Source organism: Erwinia sp. 198 (assembly GCF_003937915.1).
In the GTDB taxonomy this organism is placed as follows: domain Bacteria; phylum Pseudomonadota; class Gammaproteobacteria; order Enterobacterales; family Enterobacteriaceae; genus Erwinia; species Erwinia aeris.
This window is the reverse complement of sequence record NZ_RHUM01000019.1, coordinates 42,079-63,127: the sequence shown is the minus strand read 5'-3', so window position 1 is coordinate 63,127 and position 21,049 is coordinate 42,079. Positions and strand designations below refer to the sequence as shown.

Sequence of the window (21,049 nt, the reverse complement as noted above, 5' to 3'; positions counted from 1 at the left end):
ATCGACCTTTGAATGGGTTCATGTGCTTGCTCCTTCCACTAAACAATGGCATCAGTTTACCATCGCCAGATCTTTGCAACAGTGCCCTTTTCAATACGTCGGAGTCAGATATAATGACGCCGCCCGGAGTATTGAACAGGCGGCCACAGAGGAACATTTTTCCGGCACCCGCAGCGATCGTAACCCAGGCTTCAACACCTGCTACTTTAATGCCTGATCCGTGCCAGTTCTTCTTCGCTAAGACCGGTCATTTTCATCACGGTGTTACGATCGAGGCCGTTTTTCAGCATAGTGCCGGCTACTTCAAGCTTGCCTTCGAGTTTTCCTTCATATCTGCCTTCCTGTCGGCCGAGCTGAATACCCTCGGCCCGCCCTTTTTCAATGCCTTTTTGTTCAAGCTGTTGCGCGATGGTCATCAGTGCATCCTCATGTTTCGGCACCCTTTGTGCCAGTTCACGTACAAAGGCCTCTGCGTCTGAAGTTTCGCCTGCCTGTATGAGGTAGTTTATCAGCGATGCCAGCTGCTGTCCTGTAACATGTTCCTTCAGCAGAAGCGCCGCCAGCCGATCCAGCAGCTCGGCCAGATCGCGTTGGTGGATATGTTTTTGCAGAAGCGTCAGGGCCGCCATACTGCGGTGCTCCATGATCTCTCCGTCAGGTATAACCGTAACGTCGACGAGGGGGAAATGACCGCTATAGAGCTTTTCAGCCTGCACAGGATCCGCAAATTCATCCAGCCAGCGCGTGGAGTAAGGATAGGGGCTGCGCCGACCGGTATAGAATAAAACCGGGATCACCAGCGGCAGCTTTTTATGACCGGCGTCCAGATGGCGCTGCATAAAATCCCGCGCGGTATCGGGATGGGTCAGGAACTGCTTGAATGCCAGATCGTGCGGCGTTGGAGAGGTTTTCTTTCCACTCTTTGCTTTTTTATCAGACATCGTTGTTTTTGCCGCACGCGTGGTGAACGGACCGGCGGCACATTGACCGTAAAGCTTTCATCAGCCTCCTCCCTTATTTGATTAAAAAACCCCTGTTAATTAACCGGTTGTATAATACAACCGCCTCCTGGCCGGTACAACAGCAGGCTTAAAAGGCGGTAGTTCGAACTCTTTGTCGGGTTGGGCCATCCGCAGGGATCGCTGTGGAAAATCGACCGCTGGCATAAAACCATACTTTTCTGTACACAGGCTATCCACTTTTTCTGTGGATAAAATGCCTGTCAGGAGCGGACCACCTACTAACAGGCATTTTATACGCCAGCGTCAGAGGATCGGCGTAACTGCATAGCGGGTAAATCAGGGCTTCTTCTCCATTAAATCCACCATGGCTCCCTGATGAGCATCAACGTTACGGATATAGCGCATCAGCGTTTCCGGTTTTTTCCAGGTTCCTTCCTGCATTATTTGCGCCACGGCATAGCCCTGCTTCGCCATATCCTGCGCTGCGCCGACGCGGGCACTGTGGCCACTCCAGCCGCCGTAGCGGTTTTTGTTCAGCTTCGCCGATTTTGAATGCCCCGCCGTTCGCCAGGCATGTGCGAAAATAGTTTCGAAAGAGGGGGTACTGAGCGGCCGCTCGGCGATAATTACCGCTTTATTAGAACGATGAACCGGACAAAACAGGAAAGCATCCGGCTCTGCGGCCAACCCCGCAGCCGTAATCCATTCCATCAGTCGCAGGGTAGAAAGATTGCTGAGTGCCTTAATAAGCCCGCCCGTCTGTACGATAGTTTTTGTCCAGGCCACATCAAGAATAATGCGCCCGTCATCGGCAAACGTGACGTCGCGGACCCGAAGGCGAGAGAGTTCGCTGACGCGCAACAGCGTATTATACGCAACATGAAGGAAAGCCAGGTTGCGTTTTTCTTTCAGCAAAGAGGAATTAAACCACAGGTTATCAAGCTTCATCAGGTCAGCGAGGCGGAAAGGGATCGCCTGACCGGTACGCTCACCGCCTACAACAGCCACGCGGTTAATCTTTTTGATAGTGCGGAAAACGATTGGCGAGGCGTTTGGCGGCGTCAGTCCGGCGTTACGGTGTAACATTGAAATCAGTGAAGCATGGGTGGCAATCGTTGAAGAAGCCCGCCCGCTCTGCTGCAGAAAATTAAGGTAATCGCGAAGATCGGCATCAGTCATTGGCAAAAAGCTACGAACATTCTCATTGCTCCATCGATAGCAGACACGCATCACGCTAAGCAGCTGCCGCCAGGTATTGGATGAAAAGGCATCTTTGTCCTGAACGAACTCCTTTAGTCGCGCAGTGATATCTTCATCGGCGGTAAAGGCCGACACCATACCGTTGGCTGTGATTTCACCCATTTTCGTTTGATAATCCTCCGGTTCTTTTCCGATCGCGCTACGTGAGTTCTGAATGCATAAGCGGGGAGAACCCCTAAAAAATTTACGTAGCGATACCAATTTACAGTCTGTATTTCAATCAGCGTACGCAGGTCAATGCGCAATCGTTTTTTGCCGGGAACCCGCCGGACAAGCATACCGGCTTCCGGGCCTGATGTCCTGAGTTTATATAAGTCCCATTATATAAGTTCATATGGATTGCTGTTTATTGCGGTTAAGTAATTGAAAATTATCTAAATCGGTAACAGATGGGTAAAGCAGTCGCTATCGCTGATAGCCTGTTACCGTTAATGCTGCAGGGCTCTAAGCTGGTTTTCCCCATAATAGTCATTCGCCGGGCTAAAGCTGGATAGCCGTTGGTACATTGGTACAGAGGACTTGTGCTAAGGATGAGTAAAAAAAGCTGATTTTTTCAGAATTAGCTGGCATTGATAATGTAATGTATCGCCTTTCCAATGCCGCTTATGATAAAGACGATGCCGGCTTGCCCTTTTACTCTTAATTCCCCCACGTTGGCAATGCCGTTAACTAACGGCTTTATAGCCCGGTTACCCGTCAGTGCATTTCCGTCAACGTCAACGGTCGGCATTTTTTTGAACAGCAGCTAACCGGTAAAATAATAATTTTACTGGCTGCGCACAGTGCACTTTTACATAAAAACATTAGCATTATTGTCAGGGCATATGGATTCATGAATAAACAGGAAAGGATATTTAATTCCAAACATTTACGCCTTCCTCAGCCGATATATGGTAGAAAATAAAAATAGTTTACCATAATTCATGATTCGTTCCTCTTTAATATGTTTTATAGCGCAAATCGGGAAGGTGGCTTCTTTTTTCAACCAGACAGAATCCCATGTCAGTCACTACAATTCTCCCAAAAAATTGCCATCACGCAATCAGCATCTACACTTTACCTTCAACCAGAGGAGGAAATAATGGGCGATAAGATAATTGTTTTTGATGTCAATGAAACGCTTCTGGATACAGAGGCGCTGAACCCCATGTTTGAAAGGGTGTTTGGTGATGAAAGGATTATGCGTCAATGGTTCTCTGAATTAATCATTTATTCCCAGTCGTTTACTCTCAGCGGCGGCTACGCGCCTTTTGCCGAGCTTGCTGTAGCCGTGTTGCGAATGGTGGCTGATATAAAAGGTGCCACCCTTTCAGAGCACGACATAAATGAATTCCGGGAACGTCTGGCGACGCTTCCTGCTCACCCGGATGCGTTGCCCGCGCTGGAAATGCTTCGGGCAGCCGGATTCCGTCTGATGACGCTCACCAATTCATCGACTCAGGCTGGCCAGAAGGTGCTCGAACAATCGGGCCTTGCTCACTTTTTTGAAAAGCAGTTCTCGGTTGAAGAGGTCAAACGTTTCAAACCGGCTGCGGAGAATTACACCAGCGTGGCACAGACGCTCGGCGTGAGTGCCGATTTGTTGCGACTCGTCGCTGCGCATAGCTGGGATCTCCTGGGCGCAACAGCCTGCGGCTGGAAAGGCGCACTGGTTGCCCGTCCGGGCAATGCGGTATTACGCGTTGGCAAACAGCCTGATATTGTTGAAAAAGATCTCATCGCCGTTGCTCATCGCATCATCAGTATTGATGGCGCCGGATAAATGGCATTGGCAGCTTAAGCGTGGGAGCCGTAATCTGGCCAGAAAATGGATTGCGGATTTCAGGGCCTGCACAAGAATTAAATATGCCCTTAAATGAAGTAAGGTAAGTTTTCTAAACTTACCTGGTAATAGGGGGGCTTTTCTTTTTATTTTATCGCCATTTAAAAGGTAAATCTAAGCAGCCTCTTGAGTTATAAATCATTATCATTATAAATCTGTGCGGATTGCATCAGCATATTTCCCCGTTCGCCTTCTCAGGACCTGAAAAAGAAGCCGAAAAAGACATCGGTAGCGATTGTTTTGCCCTACGGCAATAGCCTGACTTTTTCTATGGTCGTTTCGCCCTGTAAGGCAAATTTACAACACCCATCTGCAATAGTGAATAAAATTTATCTGCATGGCCTGTTAATTTGGCAAATCCTGCCGATATAAGATCGGGTTTCTTTTATCGTGCCTGGCAACAGAATCGGCAGGGCGCCTGCAACTTGCCAGAGATAAACACTTATCCCAATAGATTTATTTCATAATGAATAACATCATTTCCGGCATGCCATCAATATTATGCGGAATTAAATTGCGTTTTTTAGTGATAAATACTGAATATTCAACTAATTATATTGCCGGGGTTCTCGGATGCATCTGAAACTTTTATGGTTAGCAATGCTTAATATTGTAACCATATTTTTGCTTTCCACCTTATGGGAGTACGGACTTGAGGCGCAGATTTCCGTGCTGCTCGGTCTGGGCTATAGCGCCGATTTTGAAACCAGCGAAAGGCTCAGGTTTATCCTGACGTCCTCTGCCTTTGCTCTGCTGGCCATGATCATTCCTGGCCTGCTGATCGGCAGGCTCATACGCAAAATGCTGGCCGCTGAAAAAAATGCCCTTCGCCTTGCCGATACCGATGAGCTGACCGGCGTGGGTAACCGGAGAGCATTCAGCGCTCGTATTGCCCAGCTTGAAGCGGCCGGACAGCCTTATTTTCTGACATTGCTCGACATCAACGACTTTAAAAGCATCAACGACCTGAACGGGCATCATCAGGGGGACGCCACGCTGATTTCCCTGGCTGGCCTGCTGGCAGAAGCTGCCGGCCCGGAAACCCATGTATTTCGTATCGGCGGTGATGAATTTGCTATGACTTCGGGGGGCGGTCAGCCTGAAGAGGCGGTTATGACTGCTGCAACCCTCCGCCGGCGCGCTGCGGAGATCCGGACCGGGCCTGATACCTTGTTGGGACTGTCGGTAGGCGTAGCCTGTTCAACCTGTAGCGGAAGCTCTGGCGTGGTGCGGGCGGCGGATCTGGCCATGTACGAAGCTAAACGGGACAAAACGCTGCATCTGGTCCATTTTTCACCGGATATGGAGCAGCGATTTCTCCAGAGAGAGAAACTGGAGCATGATGTTACCGAGGCTATCAAAAGCCATGCCATCGTCCCTTTTTTGCAGCCTATTGTCTCCCTGCAAACGGGCCGCATTAGCGGATTCGAGATCCTGGCGCGCTGGATACCCGGCCCCGGTAAGGTTATTGCACCCGCGGTGTTTATTCCCGTAGTGGAAAAGCTGGGCCTGATGGATACCCTGACGGTTGAACTGCTGCAGGCCGTCGTTCGCATTACCCCAGGCTGGCCGGCAGGCCTGCATCTGTCTTTGAACATCACGCCGGAGCAGCTGCTCAACCCGGTGCTGACGGATCGCCTGTCCGGCATCATGCGGCAAGCGGCCATGGTACAGCTGGAGCTGGAGGTGACGGAGCAGAACGTGATGACCATTTCCGAAGAGGCCAGACGAGCTATTCGTGCCCTGCGGGACGACGGTATCAGCGTGGTGCTGGATGATTTCGGCACCGGTTACTCCAATATGTCGGTTCTGCTGGGCCTCGGTATCACCCGGATCAAGATTGACCGCTCGTTTATCTCCACCGTTGTGAGCGTCTCGCAGCAGCAAAAGGTAGTGGAAACCCTGCTGACGCTGTGCCAGGAGCTGAAGGTAACGGTGACGGCAGAAGGAATTGAAGACGCCATTACTCTCGAGTGGCTGCAAAAACGATGCTGTGATTACGGCCAGGGCTATCTCTTCAGCCGCCCCGTACCGGCAGATCGGGCCGCCGCTCTGCTTACCACAGCGATTGTTCAGACGTGTTTTACCGACAAGCTGATATCTGCGTCGTAAGACGGGCATGCCCTCAGAGCGGGCGGATTTCTACCTGACGCCCCGGATTGAAAAGAAGGCGGTCTGGCTGCTGTGTCAAAGCAGCCAGACCGCCGTCAGCATTAGCTAACCACGCGTCGGTTCGGATGTCATTGGCATTACCGCCTGAAAGCGACGGATAATGCCACCGCTGTGGCGCGGTTGTTATGCGATCGCCGCCGAATGGCGAAAAAAATCTGACCGGCCTGGCTGTTATTTCTGCCCCTGCTTGCTGTTTGCCTCTTTCTCTTTTTCTTTCTTTTTAGCCATATGATGGCCAACCGCACAGCCTGCTGCTGCACCAGCTACGCCATGATGGGCAACGTGGCCTGCCACGCCGCCGGCAGCCGCTCCTTTCAGGCACCCTTTTGCATCTGCCTGTGAACTCATAACCAAAAACATCCCGGCAGCGATGGCGATAACAGTTAGTTTCTTCATGATTTTTTCCTGGAGTAAGTGGGTGAAGCCTGAACGCTTCTGAGCATAGTCAATCCGCGCACGCCGCGTCGTCAAAATGCATAAATCTAAAACTTGCTTACCTGCCGTTACGCTTTCGCGCAGCAAATAAATCCGGATTAACGCTAATTTATGCGCATGGCTGAATTTTTCGACTATCTGCGTAGAAAACCCGGGTGTCCCATAAATAAAGCGAAAGAAAAAAACGGCCGGCGTTTTACGGTGGAGAGTAATTGAAATCAGGTCGTTTTTTCTGTAATACGCTATTTTCCGGGTTTATTGCTGAAATGGAAATACTTGCCTGGTTACTTCTGCTGAGTCAAAAAAAGATATCAGGGCAGGATGTTAAAATTAAGTCAGGGTAATGCTATACCATCAACCCCGTATGGATGGTTTAAGCTATTTCTCCTCCTTTATGCTTTGCAAAATCATTTTCTTAAGCCAGTCGGTAGATGATTTTTTACCGCTTCTTTTGTGAGAATATATTTTTACCGTAAAAGGAGGCGCATAAAAAGGTAAGGTAAATATTTTAATACTGGCCAGCCCGGCAATCCTGCTGGCTACAAAGGCAGGAATGGCCATCAACAGATCGCTCTCAGCAATAATATGTGGCGAAGCAAGCATTGATGGCGTTCTCAGGGAGATCCTGCGTTTCAGCCCCAGACGCGCGAGGTGTGCATCCAGTAAACCTTTTTTCTCATTCCACGGGGTGACCACTACGTGCCCTGCTGACAGGTAGTCCTCCAGCGTCATGCTGAGTCGATTAATATTACTGATAACGACAAATTCATCGCTAAATAAGTCAACCTCCTCTAAATCCTGATTTTTACTCTCATTCACTTCGCTGAAACTCAATGCGAGGTCAATTTCGCCTGCCAGCAGTTCCCTCAGGGCCGGGTTATATGGCAAATGGCACAATTCGAAAGTAATGCCCGGCGCCATTTTTTCTGTTTCCTTCATTAACCCGGGAAATATGCAAAAAGCGGTGTAATCCGTTACGGCAATTCTGAACGTTTCCGTGCTTGCCAGCGGATCGAAGGGCTGTAACGGGCTGAGGTGTTGATTGAGCGTGGATAACGATACCGCTATATAAGGCGCCAGCTGACAGGCAAATACGCTGGGGCACATTTTATGCCCCTCTCGATAAAACAGCGGGTCCTTAAGAAATTCACGCAGGCGCGTCAAAGCATGGCTCAGCGCTGAAGTGCTCATGGCAAGTTCGGCGGCGGCAAGCCTGACCGAGCGGTGTCGGTAAACAGCATCGAAAACCGGCAGCAGGTTGAGATCGAGACGCCGTAGTACATGATGCATGAAATTCACCTGCCATTGATTTTATTGCACTTATTTCATCGAACAATACCGATTATCCTTGCAGGCAGCAAACTATATTGGTGAGGCAAATTTTATGAGCGTTATTATTCGGCAGGCCGGTCCGGAAGATATGGATGCTATCTGTAATATGATAAATGGCTTATCCGTTTACCGGGAAAACCCGCCGGCAGCTATGCCAGACGTTGACGAAATCCGAACATTTCTGTTTTCTGCCGATACCGCTCCGGAAGCTTATCTCTGCGAGATTGAGGGGGTTGTCGCCGGCTATGCAGTTATTTCATTGAGCTATTCAACATGGCCTGGTCGCTACAGCCTTAACGTGGAAGACCTCTGTTCGACTCCTGATTACCGGGGACGAGGCGCAGGAAAAGCGATGTTGCAGTATATTGCTCAGCTGGCCGTTAGCCGACGCTGTAACCGGATCGAATGGAACGTTCTGGAGTGGGATAAATCAGCCAAAGATTTTTACCATAGTATTGATGCGCTTCCTCTGAGCGAATGGGTTCGATACAGGCTTGACGGCCCGGCTCTGGAGAGATTCGCCTCGCAGGAAGCTCTCTGATCCAGCGCGAGGCCGGTTTCCGACAGCAGGTCTGCAGCTCCCGGAATAAGAAGCGCAGACTGGCGCGCCAGGCAAAAAATCGGCTGTAAAGCCGGTCTGTTATTATCTTTCCAACCCTGTTTAAGCTTTCATCTGATTTTAAACCAAGGCATTACGCTGCTCTCAGAGGGATTTCAGGAACGCAAGGAGATCCCCGTTTAGCTGGTCGGAATGGGTTACCGCAAAGCCATGTGGCGCATTGTCATACACTTTCAGCTGTGCGCCTTCAATCATCTCCGCTGCCAGCTTGCCGGTTGATTCAAACGGCACCACCTGATCGTTACTGCCATGAATAACCAGCGCGGGCACGTCGATTTTCGCCATATCCGGACGGAAATCGGTGGTGGAAAATGCCTTTACGCAGTCCAGCGTACTCTTGAGCGAAGCCAGCAGCGCAATGTTCAGCGTCTGGGTCAGTACGCCTTCTGAAATCGTCTGGCCGGCATTAGTGCCGTAAAACGGTACGGCAAAATCACTGATGAACTGCGCGCGATCCTGGCGCAATCCCGCCAGGATGCCGGCAAAAACGGACTGGTCGACGCCCTGCGGGAAATCATCGGACTTACCGAAGGCGGGCGTTACTGCGCCAAGCAGCACCAGACCATCCACGCGTGCGGTGCCGTAGTTGTTGATATAGCGCGCAACGTCGCCGCCGCCCATCGAAAAGCCAACCAGCGTCACCTTCTGCAAATCAAGGCTGGTGATGAGATCGTTGATATCCGCAGCGAAAGTATCGTAATCGTAGCCTGTCCACGGCTGATCCGAGCGGCCAAAGCCGCGGCGATCGAAAGCAATGACGCGATAGCCGTTTTCCGCCAGAAAGTTCAGCTGGTTGTCCCACATATCCGCATCCAGCGGCCAGCCGTGGCTGAACAGCACCGGCTTACCCTTACCCCAGTCTTTAAAGTAAATTTGCGTACCGTCAGCAGTTTTAATCGTGCTCATTGTCTTTTCCTTGCGATGTTGAATGAAAAGCAGCGGTTATTCAGGCGCAATCAGATATCGCCTAACGGGCGTCTGTTGGGCCTGGTGAAATGCGTAAACACGGCTCTGAATTTTGCGATCGTTCATGGTGTAGCGCTCAAGCTGCCGCAGTTGCTCCATCCAGGATCCGACCACAAAGGTTTCAACGAAAACGCCGGGCTGGAAAATATCTTCATAAAGCGCCCAGTTTATGGCGCCGCCGCGACGGCGAACGCGCCTCATGTCCTGCATACAGACCGTAAACGCGTGCGCGTCTTCTGCACGGATCTGATATTCATAGCTGACCCTGACCGGCCCGCGATCGTGATGAATGTTCAGCGCCGGAACCGGCTCGCTGAGCTCGCTGACGTCCAGATTCAGATCCGGATCCTTATCCAGTCGCCAGCGTAATACGGTAAGGCTGGCCAGCACCATCCCCAGCGTTGCGGCGCACAGCGCAAGCGGAATGCCGTAGCGCGAAGCCAGCTGCCCCCAGACCGCGCTGCCCACGGTCATCGAGCCAAAGAACACGGTCAGATAAACCGCCAGCGCCCGCGCTTTAACCCATCTTGCCGCACTGCGCTGCGCCCCCAGATTCAGCGTTGAGAGCACGGTGATCCAGGCAAAGCCGGTAAAGAACTCAAAGGCGTTGAGTAGCCAGAACTGGCGGATAAACGCCAGCGCCAGCAGGGTGGTGGCAAACAGCAGGCTGGCCAGCACCATCAGCCGATCGGCACTGAAACGCTTGCGCAGGCGAGGCAGCAGAACCGCCCCGCAGATGGCGCCCACGCCGATAAAGGCCAGCATAATGCCGTAGCCGCCGGGCCCCAGACCGAGTTCGCGGCGGGCGACCAGCGGCAGCAAAGCCCAACCGGCGCTGCCAAACACAAAAAACGCCACGGTGCGGACCAGCACGTTACGCAGCACCGGCGCAGCATGCACGTAGCGCAGGCCCGCACGAACCGCCGAAAAGAAATGCTCCGGCGGCAGGCGCTGCACGTTGGAGGATCCTTTCCAGCGATAGAGCACCCAGGCGACGCCCAGCACGGAGAGGGCGTTGAGCAGGAAAACCATCCACGGCCCCGCAAACGACAGGATCAGCCCGCCGAGCGCCGGGCCGATGGCGCGGCTGATGTTAATACCCAGCGAGTTCAGCGCGATAGCCGGTCCCAGTTCCGCCTTTTTCACCAGATCCGGCACGATGGCCTGAAAGGGCGGCGAACTCATGGCGGCGCCCATGCTCATCAGGAAGGCGGCGATCATCAGCATCAGCGGGGTGACGTGCCCTGTGAACGAAAGCACTGTCAGACCAGCCGCCGCGATGAATACCCAGAGCTGAGAAAACAGCAGGTATTTACGGCGATCGATGATGTCGGCCAGCACGCCGGAAGGTAGCGCGAACAGAAACATAGGCAGGCTGCTTGCCGCCTGAACCAGCGCCACGCTCAGCGGATCGGCGCTGAGCGTCAGCATGGTCCAGTTGACGCCCACGTCGTTCATCCATGAGCCAATATTAGAGACAACCGTGGCGATCCACAGCATGCGAAACACCGGCTGACGCAGCGGCTGCCAGGGGGACGCCATTACCGGAGCGGGAGCGTTCTCCTCGCTCCCGGTCACATCGTTAATATCGTTAACCTGCGCCATAACGTACCTCTCTTCGCATACCGTCACCGAGCCGCCACCGTCCCGGGCCGGTTATGGCCAGCGTGGTGAAGATAATCAGCAGCAGCCAGCCAAACTGACCTTCCGCCATGCTCCAGTCAGGATGAACAAACACCATGGCGACCAGCAGTACGCCGATAACGGACAGGCAGGCAGGGAGTGTGAGTACGCCGGCCAGGATAAATATCGGGCAAATCACTTCGGCGAAAATAGCCGGCAGCAGGCTCATATAAGCACCGAGGCCAAAGGGATCCTCGATATGCGTCAGTTCTTCGCTGAAATGGAATACCTTTGGCAGGCCGTGTACGTACAGCAACAGCAGGCAGCCGGTAAGGCGCAGAAAGAACAGCCCCGCATCGGTGCGGGGCGGCTGAGAAAATAAAGGTTTCATCATTATCAGAACGCAAAGCAGCTGCAGCCGAGCGCGCCCCAGAAAGCGTTCTCCTCGGATACCGGCAGGTTAGCGCCACGGGCGATACCGTGCGAGTGACTGTGCACGCCGCACGGGCCACTGCACTGATGAGGCACCTGCTGCATTCCCACACGCGCTGCCGTGGCTGGCGGCGCGCTGCGATAGTGGCCCGCCACCTTTACCACCGGCGACCATTCAGGTAATACCGGTATCGACGGCGGCGCTTCGCTGCTGAAGGCGCCGGCAGCATAAACAATTTTGCCATCGACTACGGTCAGCACCGACTCAATGCCCTTGATCTCTTCATCCGGTACGCTGAAGTAATCCTTGCTCAGCACTACCAGGTCGGCCAGCTGGCCGACTTTGATCTGGCCTTTTTTATTCTGTTCGTTAGAAAACCAGGCGCTGCCCTGTGTCCACAACATTAACGCGGTGTCGCGATCCAGGCGGGCATTGACGTCGTACATCTGCATCCCACCCACGGTGCGGCCGGAGATCAGCCAGTAGAGCGCGGTCCAGGGGTTATAGCTGGCGACGCGCGTGGCGTCAGTGCCAAGGCCGACCGGCACGCCGGTTTCCAGCATGCGCGCCACCGGCGGCGTATGCCGGGTAGCCTCAATGCCGTAACGTTCGGCAAAGTATTCTCCCTGAAACGCCATGCGATGCTGTACCGCGATACCGCCGCCCAGCTCCTTAATACGGTCAATATTGCGTTGGGTGATGGTTTCGGCATGGTCGAAGAACCAGTGCAGGCCGTTAAACGGCATGTCGCGGTTGACCTTCTCGAAGACGTCCAGCATGCGGCCGATCGATTCATCATAGGTGGCATGCAGGCGGAACGGCCAACGGTGCTCCACCAGATGACGAACCACGCGCTCCAGCTCGTCCTCCATGCCCGGCGCCAGATCCGGGCGCGGCTCCAGGAAGTCTTCGAAATCGGCCGCAGAGAAAACCAGCATTTCACCCGCGCCGTTATGGCGGAAATAGTCGCTGCCCTGGCCCGGCGTAAGCATGTCCGTCCACTTTTCAAAATCTTCCAGCTCGTTTCCCGGACGCTGAGTGAAAAGGTTATAGGCGATGCGAATGGTCATCTGCTGCTTCTCGTGCAGCTCGGCGATCACTGCATAATCTTCCGGATAGTTCTGGAAACCGCCGCCCGCATCAATGGCGCTGGTGAGGCCAAGACGGTTCAGCTCACGCATAAACTGGCGGGTTGAGTTTACCTGCTGCTCTAAAGGCAGCTTTGGCCCTTTCGCCAGCGTGGCGTAAAGGATCATGGCGTTAGGGCGGGCGATCAGCATTCCTGTCGGGTTACCGTTGCTGTCGCGTTGGATCTCACCGCCCGGCGGGTTCGGCGTCTCTTTGGTATAGCCCACGACTTTTAGCGCGGCGCGGTTGAGCAGCGCGCGGTCATACAGGTGCAGAACGAATACCGGCGTATCGGGTGCCGCTTCGTTAATTTCATCCAGCGTTGGCATGCGGCGCTCGGCAAACTGGAACTCGGTCCAGCCGCCTGTCACGCGTACCCACTGAGGCGACGGCGTGCGCAGCGCCTGCTCTTTAAGCATACGAAGCGCGTCAAAAACGGAAGGCACGCCTTCCCAACGCAGCTCAAGGTTGTAGTTCAGGCCGCCGCGGATCAGGTGCAGATGCGAGTCGTTCAGGCCCGGCACGGCGACGTGGCCCTTCAGGTCGATGACTTTGGTGCCTTCGCCGTGATGCTGCATGACTTCCGCCAGGCTGCCTGCTTCCAGAAACTTACCGTCGCGGATGGCCACGGCATCGGCTACAGGGTTTTCGCGATCGACAGTATGAAATCGGCCGTTGGTGAGAATGACGTCGGCTTTACCAGGGGTAACCATAAAAGCTCCTGAATGAGAGTGCCGAAGCGGTGATGACCACTGCGACAGAGAATTTTCCTGCCGTAAAGCAGGCTGGTTGGATGGCAGGATTATGTTCAGGAGGCCAGCAGATCGTCTAGTTATACAAAGGGATAAGTATACGTTCGTATAGTTATACCTATAGATAATAGTCTGAAAATAAAAAGGTTCTTACACTGCGATCAGACAGTTACCCGGCGTAACGACGGCATTTGATAAGGCTTTCAGGGCCGTTGGTTAACCGCCGTATTTCCTTCAAAACACTCACCTCAATGGGCCAAAACATGACTAACCGTAAACTTGAAGTACTGACGCCGCAGAACTGCCAGATTATCTTTATCGACCAGCAGCCCCAGATGGCCTTCGGCGTTCAGTCGATCGATCGTCAGGTGCTGAAAAACAACGTCGTTGCGCTGGCTAAAGCGGCCAAAGTCTTCAACATTCCGACCGTACTGACCACCGTTGAGACCGAAAGCTTCTCCGGCCACACCTTCCCGGAACTGCTGGACGCGCTGCCGGGCCAGGACATTCTTGAACGCACCTCAATGAACTCATGGGATGACCAGAAAGTCCGTGATGCGCTGGCAGCCAACGGCAAGCAGAAGATTGTGGTTTCCGGCCTGTGGACCGAAGTCTGCAACAACACCTTTGCGCTGTGCGCCATGCTGGAAGGCGATTACGAAATTTACATGGTGGCTGATGCCTCCGGCGGCACCACTAAAGAAGCGCACGACTATGCGATGCAGCGCATGATCCAGGCTGGCGTGATCCCGGTGACCTGGCAGCAGGTGATGCTGGAGTGGCAGCGTGACTGGGCGCACAAAGAGACCTATAACGCCGTTATGGACATTGCCAAAGAGCATTCAGGCGCTTACGGCATCGGCGTCGACTACGCCTACACCATGGTGCACAAAGCGCCTTCTCGTCAGAAGAGCGAACACCGTACCCTGGCGCCAGTGCACGCACCGGTACGTTAATCGATCCGGCTGGCCCCTTACCGGGCTGGCCGGCTATCCTGGAAAGGAGGATCCGTGGGTCCTTTATTCATCTCTCTGGGCGCGGGGGCGCTGATCGGGCTGGTTTATTCGCTGCTCAAAGTGCGCTCTCCCGCTCCGCCTGCCGTGGCGCTTGTCGGATTGTTGGGCATGGTCATCGGCAGCACGCTGGGCGGAAAGCTGCTGAACAATGTGCCAATAGCCCGGGCACCCTCTGGCTTACACATCCAGTCCGTCACCGGGAAAAGCCCGGTATCGCCATCCCTGAACGCAAAACAGGCAGGCTGATATGTTAAAGATCTATTCTGTTTCGCTGGCGGTCGGCGTTCTGGCAGGCGTTATTTACGCCGTTCTGGGCGTCAGCTCTCCGGCGCCGCCGCTCGTTGCGCTGGCAGGCCTGGCAGGCATGCAGCCCGGCGAACATATTATCCCGTTGATAAAACGTCTGCTTAACCGTCAGCCCGTTAACCTGCGCTGGTTTCGCCATGAGTATCACCATAAAATCGGCGACAACCCACCGTCTTCGGGCGGCTAAGCCTTCCAGAGAAGCGCCTCGCAAAGGCCTTAGCTTTATAAAGGAACATAGCATGCAGCTGCCGCAGCGCATCGTCGTCGTCGATGATGAACGTTCTGTTCGCAATGGCCTGATCAACCTGCTTCAGTCTGAAGGTTATCTTACCGATGCCTTCGAGTCGGCAGAATCTCTTCTTGGCGATGAAGCCGCGATGGCGACGGCCGCGCTTTTTATTATCGATGTGCAACTGCAGGGCATGGATGGTTTTGAGCTGTTCATCAACCTTACCCGGCGGCTGGAAAAGCCGCCGGGTATTATTATTTCCGGCAGCGGCGATGAAAACATGCTGCGGTATGCGGTTGATCTGGGCGCCATCGCGTTTTTGCCAAAGCCCATCGAAATTGATACGTTGTTTGAACACATCCGTCAGGAGTTCTCCTCAAAGGCCGCCCCTCAATGAGTATGGATCCGCAGGAGTTGAATGCCGCAGAAAGCGATGAAGTGATGCTGTCAGAGGATATTGTCTTTAGCCAGCTGGCGCAGGAAGGCAATATCGACTGGCTTTTGTGCCGACATGCCACCACTGGCGAAACCTTTGTGTTGGTCACGGCAGCCAGTGAAGAGGCGGTTTTCCATGTCACACAGCTGCTTAAAAACGAGTATGCCCTTCGCGCCCGCCTGGCTGAAAGCTGGTCTTTAAAGCCCCAGCGGCATACCCTTTTTAAGGGGCGCTATGCGTTGATCTACAGGACGTTTAATTATCGTACCCTGGCGGATATGCTGTGTATGCCGCCTGGCGGCATTCCTGACTTTCTTGGCAGCGCGGCGATGCTTTGCCATACGCTGGGCAGAATGCATCAGCAGGGGCTGGTGCACGGCGACATCAAGCCGGCAAACTTTTTTTATAACGATGACGGAACCGTTTATCTTGGCGGGTTTGGGCTGTCATTTATCGACAACGATTTACTTCAGCATCCTCGCCTGCCGGTTGCAGGTGGAACGCTGGCGTACATGTCCCCGGAACACACTTCCCGCGCTGCCCATCCTGTCAGTCGGGTAAGCGACCTGTACAGTCTGGGGATCGTGCTTTATGAGTTGCTGACCGGCAGGCTGCCTTACGGCAGCGCTGAAGGCAGGCACGCCGAATGGGTGCATCACCACATTGCCTCAGAAGCGTTACCGCCCCACCTTATTCGTCCTGACGTCCCGCTTATTCTGTCATCAATAATTCTCAGGCTGCTGGCTAAATCGCCGGAATACCGTTATCAGACGGCTGAGGGCGTCCTCGCCGATCTCGGCCGGTGTGCGGCCACGCTGATGCCGGACGGCATGATTGAGTCTTTTACGCTGGGGCTACAGGATGCACAGTCGGCGGACTATTCACCCGATAGCCTGTATACGGATCATCCGCAGGCGACCGATATTCTGGCGGCTTTTGATGAGGTCAGCAGCAGCGGTAAGCACAGTCTGGTGGCGATAAGCGGGGGGCCCGGTGCGGGAAAATCGTCGCTAATCGGCTCGGCGCTGAAATTACTACGCCATAAGAAAGCGCTGCTTACCGTCGTGAAGGCAGACCAGCATTCACCCGTCCTGCCTTATGCCGTTTTTACTGCCGCATTCAGGACGCTGGCTCTCCATGTGCTGGGCCTTCCCACCCAGGAAATGACGCGCTGGAAAACCCATATCACGCGCCTGCTGGGAGAATATGCCGGTCTGGCTGTTAACCTGGTTCCCGAGCTGGGCATCCTTCTCAACCAGCAAGCAGCCGTTCAGATGCACTTGCATCCCCTTGATGCAAAAGATCGCTTTAATCTTGTAGCCTGCAGCCTGGTCAAGGCGTTTACGGCTTCCGGGCGGCCGCTGGTCATGCTTATCGACGATGTGCACTGGGCCGATCGGGCTACGCTGCTCCTGTTACAGAATCTGCTGAGCTTAAGCGAAGATATTCCCCTGCTGCTGGTGATCACCTGTCGGGACAGCGTCTCGTTGCCTTGTCCCACCATCGCCGGCAACCTGAATCGTATACGGGCCTGTGCGGTCCGCATTACCGATATCATGCCGGAACCGCTTTCCGAAAAAAACATCGCCGACTGGCTTGCGGGACTCTTTCATACCCGCAGCCCGGCAACGGCCGAACTGGCTCGGGTGATCCACGAAAAAACGGCCGGTAATCCGCTCGCCACCCGGGAATTTTTCCGCCAGGCGGTTCGGGACGGGCTGATTACCCATCATGCGCCATTAAGATGGAGCTGCGATCCGCAGGCCCTCAGAAGCTGCCACTATACGGCCAACGTTGCAGCCAGCGTATTGCAGCATCTGGCCTCGCTGCCGCTGTCGACCCGGCGTCTTCTGGGCAGGCTGGCGTCGCTGGGCAGCGCTGGCGTGCTGGACGTGTTCAGCAGGATTATCACTATTCCGGTTTCGGAAATAGAACGAACGCTTCTGCCGGCCGTCACGGCCCGGCTGATAACGCTGAATGAGGCGGGATATGCCTTTATGCATGACACCATGCACGAGGCGGCGCTTAATCTTCTGAACGATGAAGATAAAGACAGCTTCCATTGTGCTGCTGCGCTTTATTACATTCACGAATCCAGCCTTGATGTTACCAACGCTTTGCTTTTCCGGGCGGCGCATCATCTGCTTGCCGTCAAAACGCTTTCTCTTCTTACGCCAGATGCAGCGCGGTTCTGTCAGCTGCTGCTTAAAGCCAGCAGGCGCGCCAAAACCATCGGCGACTATATTTCAGCGCTGCGCTACCTGCAAACCGCTCGTTTGCTTAACCAGGGCGCGGGTGAAGCAGAAAGCGGCGAATTTTTGCTTGAAGAAGCGGAGTGCGAATTCCTGAACGGTAATCTGCCCGCCGCGCTCGAATTAAGCGCAGCGATCCACGCTTCGCCAGGTGAAGTCGCGGACAAAGCGGAGGCTGCCTGCCTGATTGCCGAAATTCATATGCGCCAGTCGGACAGCAAGCTTGCGCTGGAAACGGCGCTCGCCTGGCTTGCGGTGTTTGGCATCCAGCTGAACCGCAACCCGGCTCAGGAAGAGTGTGATGAAGCAAGGATCGTCCTGAAGGAGGACGTAGGGAAAAACCCCTATACCCGTTTCCGTTCTCTGCCGCTGGTTTCCTGCAAAAACACGGAAGCCGTGATGGATCTGCTGGCCAGCGCCAGCACCTTCGCCGCGTTCATTAATCCGCGGCTGCATTTTATGATCCTGTGCAGGCTGCTGCATTTGTCGATGGCGCACGGCCTGAGCGGGGCTTCCACGCTGGCCCTCTCCTGGTACGGAGTGGTGTGCGGCGATCGCTATGGTGAATACAGTCGCGGCTTTGCCAGCACGCTTCTGGCGCGGGAGCTGGTCTGTAAGCATGACTTCGTCAGTTTTAAAGCCCGTACGCTGCTGCCGCTGGATCAGGTCAGCGTCTGGACGATGCCGCTAACCTATGCCATTGAACGGGCAAAAGCCGCTTTCGACGTTGGAGTGGAAACGGGCGATCGCACCTCTGCCTGCCTGGCGTTGCGCCATCTCATCATGAACTATCTTGCCCGCGGCGATCATCTTGACGGGGTGCATACGTCAATTACGCGCGGACTGCTGTTTGTCAGAAAGGCGCAGTATAAAGACGTTGAAGTGATCCTCGGGATGCAGCTGGACTACGTTCTTTTTCTGCGTAAGCCCAGGGACGGTCTCTTCACCGGCCATCATTTCGTCACGCCGGTGCTGGCGGTGGTTAAACCTGAAAATGCCGTTGAACCCATGTACCTGATGCAGTTCTGGTTGCGTCTTTATAAAGCAATGGCGCATTTTTTTGCGAACGAATACGCAGACGCAGAACGGTGGTTTAAAGAGGCCGCGCCGTTTACCGCCTTGATCCCGGGGCATGTGCACATGCTCGATTTTCATCTTTACAGCGCGCTTTCGGTCACGATACCGCTCAGCGCCGGCGCGATGACCGACGCCTTACGGCTACAGTTAAAGAAGCACCTTGACAGGATCGTGACATGGTCAAATGAAAACGTGAAAACGTTTTCAGACAAGGAGGCGCTGCTGCGCGCGGAGCTGCTTCGCCTTGAAGGTGAAACGGCGCGGGCATCGGAGCAGTTTGAGCGAGCTATCACGCTGTCCCATGAAGGGCAATTCCATCATATCAACGGTCTGGCCTGCGAACTGGCCGCGCGCATGGCGTATGCCCGGGAGATGGCGTTTGCCGGTGATGCCTATATTAAAGGCGCCATGGCAGCCTGGGAGCGTTGGGGAGCCGACGCTAAAGTTCGCCAGCTGGAAACGCAGTCTCCGGCCCTCGCCAGCCACGCGTCCCGGACTGCGCTGAGCACCGTTTCTTTTGAGCAGAGCGCGGTCATAAGCGATTTGCAGAGCATGGTAACCGTAATGCGAGCCCTCACTGAAGAAATCAATCTGGACCGGCTTATCCATATCCTGATGATGATGCTGGTAGAGCGTGCCGGGGCGCAGCATTGCATGCTGATCCGCCTGATTGACGGCAATGTGCCCGAGATTCAGGCAAGAGCTTCTACGACCGCTGAAGGGGTTAAGGTTAAAATCGTGCGTGAACTGCCCGTAGCAACCGACCTTCCGCTTTCTGTGCTTTCTGCCGTGATCCGTACCGGCCAGGAAATCCGTACCGGTAAGCCAGAAGTGTTCAGCCCGTTCAGCCAGGATAACTATCTGGTGGCGTCCGGCGCGGCGGTAATGTGTGTACCGATGTTCAGACAGGCACAGATGGTGGGCGTGCTTTATCTGGAGAATCGGTTAATGCCCGACGTGTTTACCGCCGATCACTCAAGGATCGTTGCCATGCTCGGGGCACAGGCTGCGGTATCGCTGGAAACGGCCCGTCTGTATGCTGAACTGGTCGATGAAAACATTCAGCGCCGCAAAATCGAAAAGCAGCTCCGTGCCAGCCAGACCTCGCTGATGCTCGGGGAGAAAATCAGCCATACCGGCACATGGCACTGGCATCTGGAGCCTGATATCCAGTACATCTCTGATGAATATAAACGCATTATGGGGCTGCCTGCCGGGCAGATAGCGACCTCCATGGCCGAATTCCAGCGCCGCGTGCACCCGGATGATATTGCCTGCCTCAGAGAGCTGATCGAAACCAGCGTGCGTGAGGGGGTTACCATGCAGGCAGAGTTTCGGATTGTCCGCGATGATGGGGAGTGCCGTTACATTAAAGGGATCGGCGAGCCGAATGAAAACTGGCCGGAAGTGGCAGAGTATTTCGGCACGCTGACGGATATTACCGCACAGCGGCAGTCAGAGGATGCGGTCAGGAGCGCCCAGGCGGAACTGGCGCGCGTTGCACGCGCAACCACCGTAGGGCAACTAACCTCTTCTATCGCACATGAGATCAACCAGCCGCTGATGTCTATCGTGGCTAACGCCGGTGCCAGCCAGCGGTGGCTTAAACGCCATCCCGCTAATCTGGAAAATGCCAGCAAAAGCCTTGATGAAATCATTCGTGAAGGCCGCAGGGCCGGTGATATTATTCACGGTCTTCAGGCGCTCACGCGTAATCAGGTTGCAAAGTTTGCGCCAGCAAAAATGCATCGCCTTACGCGAGACATTATTGTTCTCTCCCGGCTCGAGCTTGAACGCCGTTTCGTCTCCCTGGAGCTGGATCTGACTGCCAGAAATGACGAGGTTTTTTGCGAGAGCGTACAAATTCAGCAGGTATTGCTTAACCTGGTTATCAACGCTATTGAAGCGATGGCCAATAATGCCGGCGCGCGTACTTTACGGATTGCTTCTTCCCATCCTGCCAGCGATCTTATCCGTATTGAGATTGCCGATAACGGAATCGGCCTGTCTGAAGAAGTAACAGGAAAGATTTTCGATTCTTTTTACACCACAAAAGCGGAGGGAATGGGAATGGGGCTCACTATCAGCAAAGAGATAATTAAACGCCACGGAGGAGAACTACGGGCGGAAAACCGCCTGGATGGCGGGTGTCTGTTCTGGTTTACCCTGCCGGTTGAGGGAGGGAGTAAGCCTTAAGCCTCAATATCCTCCCGCCCTTTGCGGGAGCGG

The 21,049-nt window shown here is 54.2% G+C and carries 17 protein-coding genes; 9 read left to right on the top strand and 8 right to left on the bottom strand.

Annotated elements, in window-relative coordinates:
* Positions 1-217 (top strand): hypothetical protein (locus EGK14_RS21665; RefSeq protein WP_233598557.1); only part of this gene is annotated, 217 nt, incomplete at its 5' end.
* On the opposite strand, the gene EGK14_RS20410 is transcribed toward EGK14_RS21665, so the two are convergent.
* Positions 207-941, bottom strand: a complete 735-nt coding sequence (locus tag EGK14_RS20410; RefSeq protein ID WP_125290914.1) for an Rpn family recombination-promoting nuclease/putative transposase — start codon at positions 939-941, stop codon at positions 207-209. The genes EGK14_RS21665 and EGK14_RS20410 overlap by 11 nt on opposite strands.
* A 357-nt stretch (positions 942-1,298) precedes the next feature.
* The gene (locus EGK14_RS20405; RefSeq protein ID WP_125290913.1) at positions 1,299-2,324 is read right to left on the bottom strand and encodes a tyrosine-type recombinase/integrase; all 1,026 of its coding nucleotides are present in this window, start codon (positions 2,322-2,324) and stop codon (positions 1,299-1,301) included.
* A 979-nt stretch (positions 2,325-3,303) separates the two neighbouring features.
* Here EGK14_RS20405 and EGK14_RS20400 point away from each other — a divergent pair.
* Both EGK14_RS20400 and EGK14_RS20395 read left to right on the top strand, forming a co-directional pair.
* Complete coding sequence (locus EGK14_RS20400; protein ID WP_125290912.1) at positions 3,304-3,984, top strand: haloacid dehalogenase type II; 681 nt, start codon at positions 3,304-3,306, stop codon at positions 3,982-3,984.
* 660 nt (positions 3,985-4,644) lie between these two features.
* On the top strand, positions 4,645-6,156 hold the full coding sequence (locus EGK14_RS20395) for a bifunctional diguanylate cyclase/phosphodiesterase (RefSeq protein WP_233598556.1): 1,512 nt from the start codon (positions 4,645-4,647) through the stop codon (positions 6,154-6,156).
* A 231-nt stretch (positions 6,157-6,387) separates the two neighbouring features.
* Here the strand turns inward: EGK14_RS20395 and EGK14_RS21660 are convergent, their stop codons facing one another.
* On the bottom strand, positions 6,388-6,738 hold the full coding sequence (locus EGK14_RS21660; protein WP_233598555.1) for a hypothetical protein: 351 nt from the start codon (positions 6,736-6,738) through the stop codon (positions 6,388-6,390).
* A gap of 291 nt (positions 6,739-7,029) precedes the next feature.
* Positions 7,030-7,941: a LysR family transcriptional regulator gene (locus EGK14_RS20385; RefSeq protein ID WP_125290910.1), complete on the bottom strand. Its 912-nt coding sequence runs from the start codon at positions 7,939-7,941 to the stop codon at positions 7,030-7,032.
* Positions 7,942-8,035: 94 nt separating this feature from the next.
* On the opposite strand from EGK14_RS20385, the gene EGK14_RS20380 reads away from it, so the two are divergent.
* Positions 8,036-8,524, top strand: a complete 489-nt coding sequence (locus EGK14_RS20380) for a GNAT family N-acetyltransferase (protein WP_125290909.1) — start codon at positions 8,036-8,038, stop codon at positions 8,522-8,524.
* Between the two features lie 162 nt (positions 8,525-8,686).
* Here EGK14_RS20380 and EGK14_RS20375 read toward each other — a convergent pair whose 3' ends face one another.
* The 4 genes from EGK14_RS20375 to EGK14_RS20360 are packed head-to-tail and all read right to left on the bottom strand — an operon-like array spanning position 8,687 to position 13,465.
* Positions 8,687-9,508 (bottom strand): alpha/beta fold hydrolase, encoded by an 822-nt coding sequence (locus EGK14_RS20375; RefSeq protein WP_125290908.1) that lies wholly within the window; start codon positions 9,506-9,508, stop codon positions 8,687-8,689.
* A 36-nt stretch (positions 9,509-9,544) separates the two neighbouring features.
* Positions 9,545-11,173 (bottom strand): MFS transporter, encoded by a 1,629-nt coding sequence (locus EGK14_RS20370; protein WP_125290907.1) that lies wholly within the window; start codon positions 11,171-11,173, stop codon positions 9,545-9,547.
* A complete protein-coding gene (locus EGK14_RS20365) occupies positions 11,160-11,585 on the bottom strand; it encodes a DoxX family protein (protein WP_370256546.1) in 426 nt (141 codons plus the stop codon). Before EGK14_RS20365 ends, EGK14_RS20370 begins: the two co-directional genes overlap by 14 nt.
* A 2-nt stretch (positions 11,586-11,587) precedes the next feature.
* Entirely contained in the window at positions 11,588-13,465 is a 1,878-nt protein-coding gene (locus EGK14_RS20360) for an amidohydrolase (RefSeq protein ID WP_125290906.1), read from the bottom strand.
* Positions 13,466-13,767: 302 nt separating this feature from the next.
* Between EGK14_RS20360 and EGK14_RS20355 the strand changes: the two genes are divergently transcribed.
* Genes EGK14_RS20355 through EGK14_RS20335 form a run of 5 tightly spaced genes read left to right on the top strand, consistent with a single transcriptional unit; the run spans position 13,768 to position 21,016 of the window.
* The gene (locus tag EGK14_RS20355; protein ID WP_125290905.1) at positions 13,768-14,460 is read left to right on the top strand and encodes a hydrolase; all 693 of its coding nucleotides are present in this window, start codon (positions 13,768-13,770) and stop codon (positions 14,458-14,460) included.
* Between the two features lie 54 nt (positions 14,461-14,514).
* A complete protein-coding gene (locus EGK14_RS20350) occupies positions 14,515-14,766 on the top strand; it encodes a DUF1427 family protein (protein WP_125290904.1) in 252 nt (83 codons plus the stop codon).
* Position 14,767: 1 nt separating this feature from the next.
* Positions 14,768-15,013, top strand: a complete 246-nt coding sequence (locus tag EGK14_RS20345) for a DUF1427 family protein (protein WP_125290903.1) — start codon at positions 14,768-14,770, stop codon at positions 15,011-15,013.
* Between the two features lie 52 nt (positions 15,014-15,065).
* The gene (locus EGK14_RS20340; RefSeq protein WP_125290902.1) at positions 15,066-15,452 is read left to right on the top strand and encodes a response regulator; all 387 of its coding nucleotides are present in this window, start codon (positions 15,066-15,068) and stop codon (positions 15,450-15,452) included.
* Positions 15,453-15,454: 2 nt separating this feature from the next.
* The gene (locus tag EGK14_RS20335; protein WP_125290916.1) at positions 15,455-21,016 is read left to right on the top strand and encodes an AAA family ATPase; all 5,562 of its coding nucleotides are present in this window, start codon (positions 15,455-15,457) and stop codon (positions 21,014-21,016) included.
* Positions 21,017-21,049 lie beyond the last annotated feature (33 nt).

What these genes read in the sequence shown, in the direction of transcription:
- EGK14_RS20410 (WP_125290914.1), bottom strand. Translation starts at nt 941, where the DNA reads ATGTCTGATAAAAAAGCAAAGAGTGGAAAGAAAACCTCTCCAACGCCG.
- EGK14_RS20405 (WP_125290913.1), bottom strand. Translation starts at nt 2,324, where the DNA reads ATGGGTGAAATCACAGCCAACGGTATGGTGTCGGCCTTTACCGCCGAT.
- EGK14_RS20400 (WP_125290912.1), top strand. Translation starts at nt 3,304, where the DNA reads ATGGGCGATAAGATAATTGTTTTTGATGTCAATGAAACGCTTCTGGAT.
- EGK14_RS20395 (WP_233598556.1), top strand. Translation starts at nt 4,645, where the DNA reads ATGCTTAATATTGTAACCATATTTTTGCTTTCCACCTTATGGGAGTAC.
- EGK14_RS20385 (WP_125290910.1), bottom strand. Translation starts at nt 7,941, where the DNA reads ATGCATCATGTACTACGGCGTCTCGATCTCAACCTGCTGCCGGTTTTC.
- EGK14_RS20380 (WP_125290909.1), top strand. Translation starts at nt 8,036, where the DNA reads ATGAGCGTTATTATTCGGCAGGCCGGTCCGGAAGATATGGATGCTATC.
- EGK14_RS20375 (WP_125290908.1), bottom strand. Translation starts at nt 9,508, where the DNA reads ATGAGCACGATTAAAACTGCTGACGGTACGCAAATTTACTTTAAAGAC.
- EGK14_RS20370 (WP_125290907.1), bottom strand. Translation starts at nt 11,173, where the DNA reads ATGGCGCAGGTTAACGATATTAACGATGTGACCGGGAGCGAGGAGAAC.
- EGK14_RS20365 (WP_370256546.1), bottom strand. Translation starts at nt 11,585, where the DNA reads ATGATGAAACCTTTATTTTCTCAGCCGCCCCGCACCGATGCGGGGCTG.
- EGK14_RS20360 (WP_125290906.1), bottom strand. Translation starts at nt 13,465, where the DNA reads ATGGTTACCCCTGGTAAAGCCGACGTCATTCTCACCAACGGCCGATTT.
- EGK14_RS20355 (WP_125290905.1), top strand. Translation starts at nt 13,768, where the DNA reads ATGACTAACCGTAAACTTGAAGTACTGACGCCGCAGAACTGCCAGATT.
- EGK14_RS20345 (WP_125290903.1), top strand. Translation starts at nt 14,768, where the DNA reads ATGTTAAAGATCTATTCTGTTTCGCTGGCGGTCGGCGTTCTGGCAGGC.
- EGK14_RS20340 (WP_125290902.1), top strand. Translation starts at nt 15,066, where the DNA reads ATGCAGCTGCCGCAGCGCATCGTCGTCGTCGATGATGAACGTTCTGTT.
- EGK14_RS20335 (WP_125290916.1), top strand. Translation starts at nt 15,455, where the DNA reads ATGGATCCGCAGGAGTTGAATGCCGCAGAAAGCGATGAAGTGATGCTG.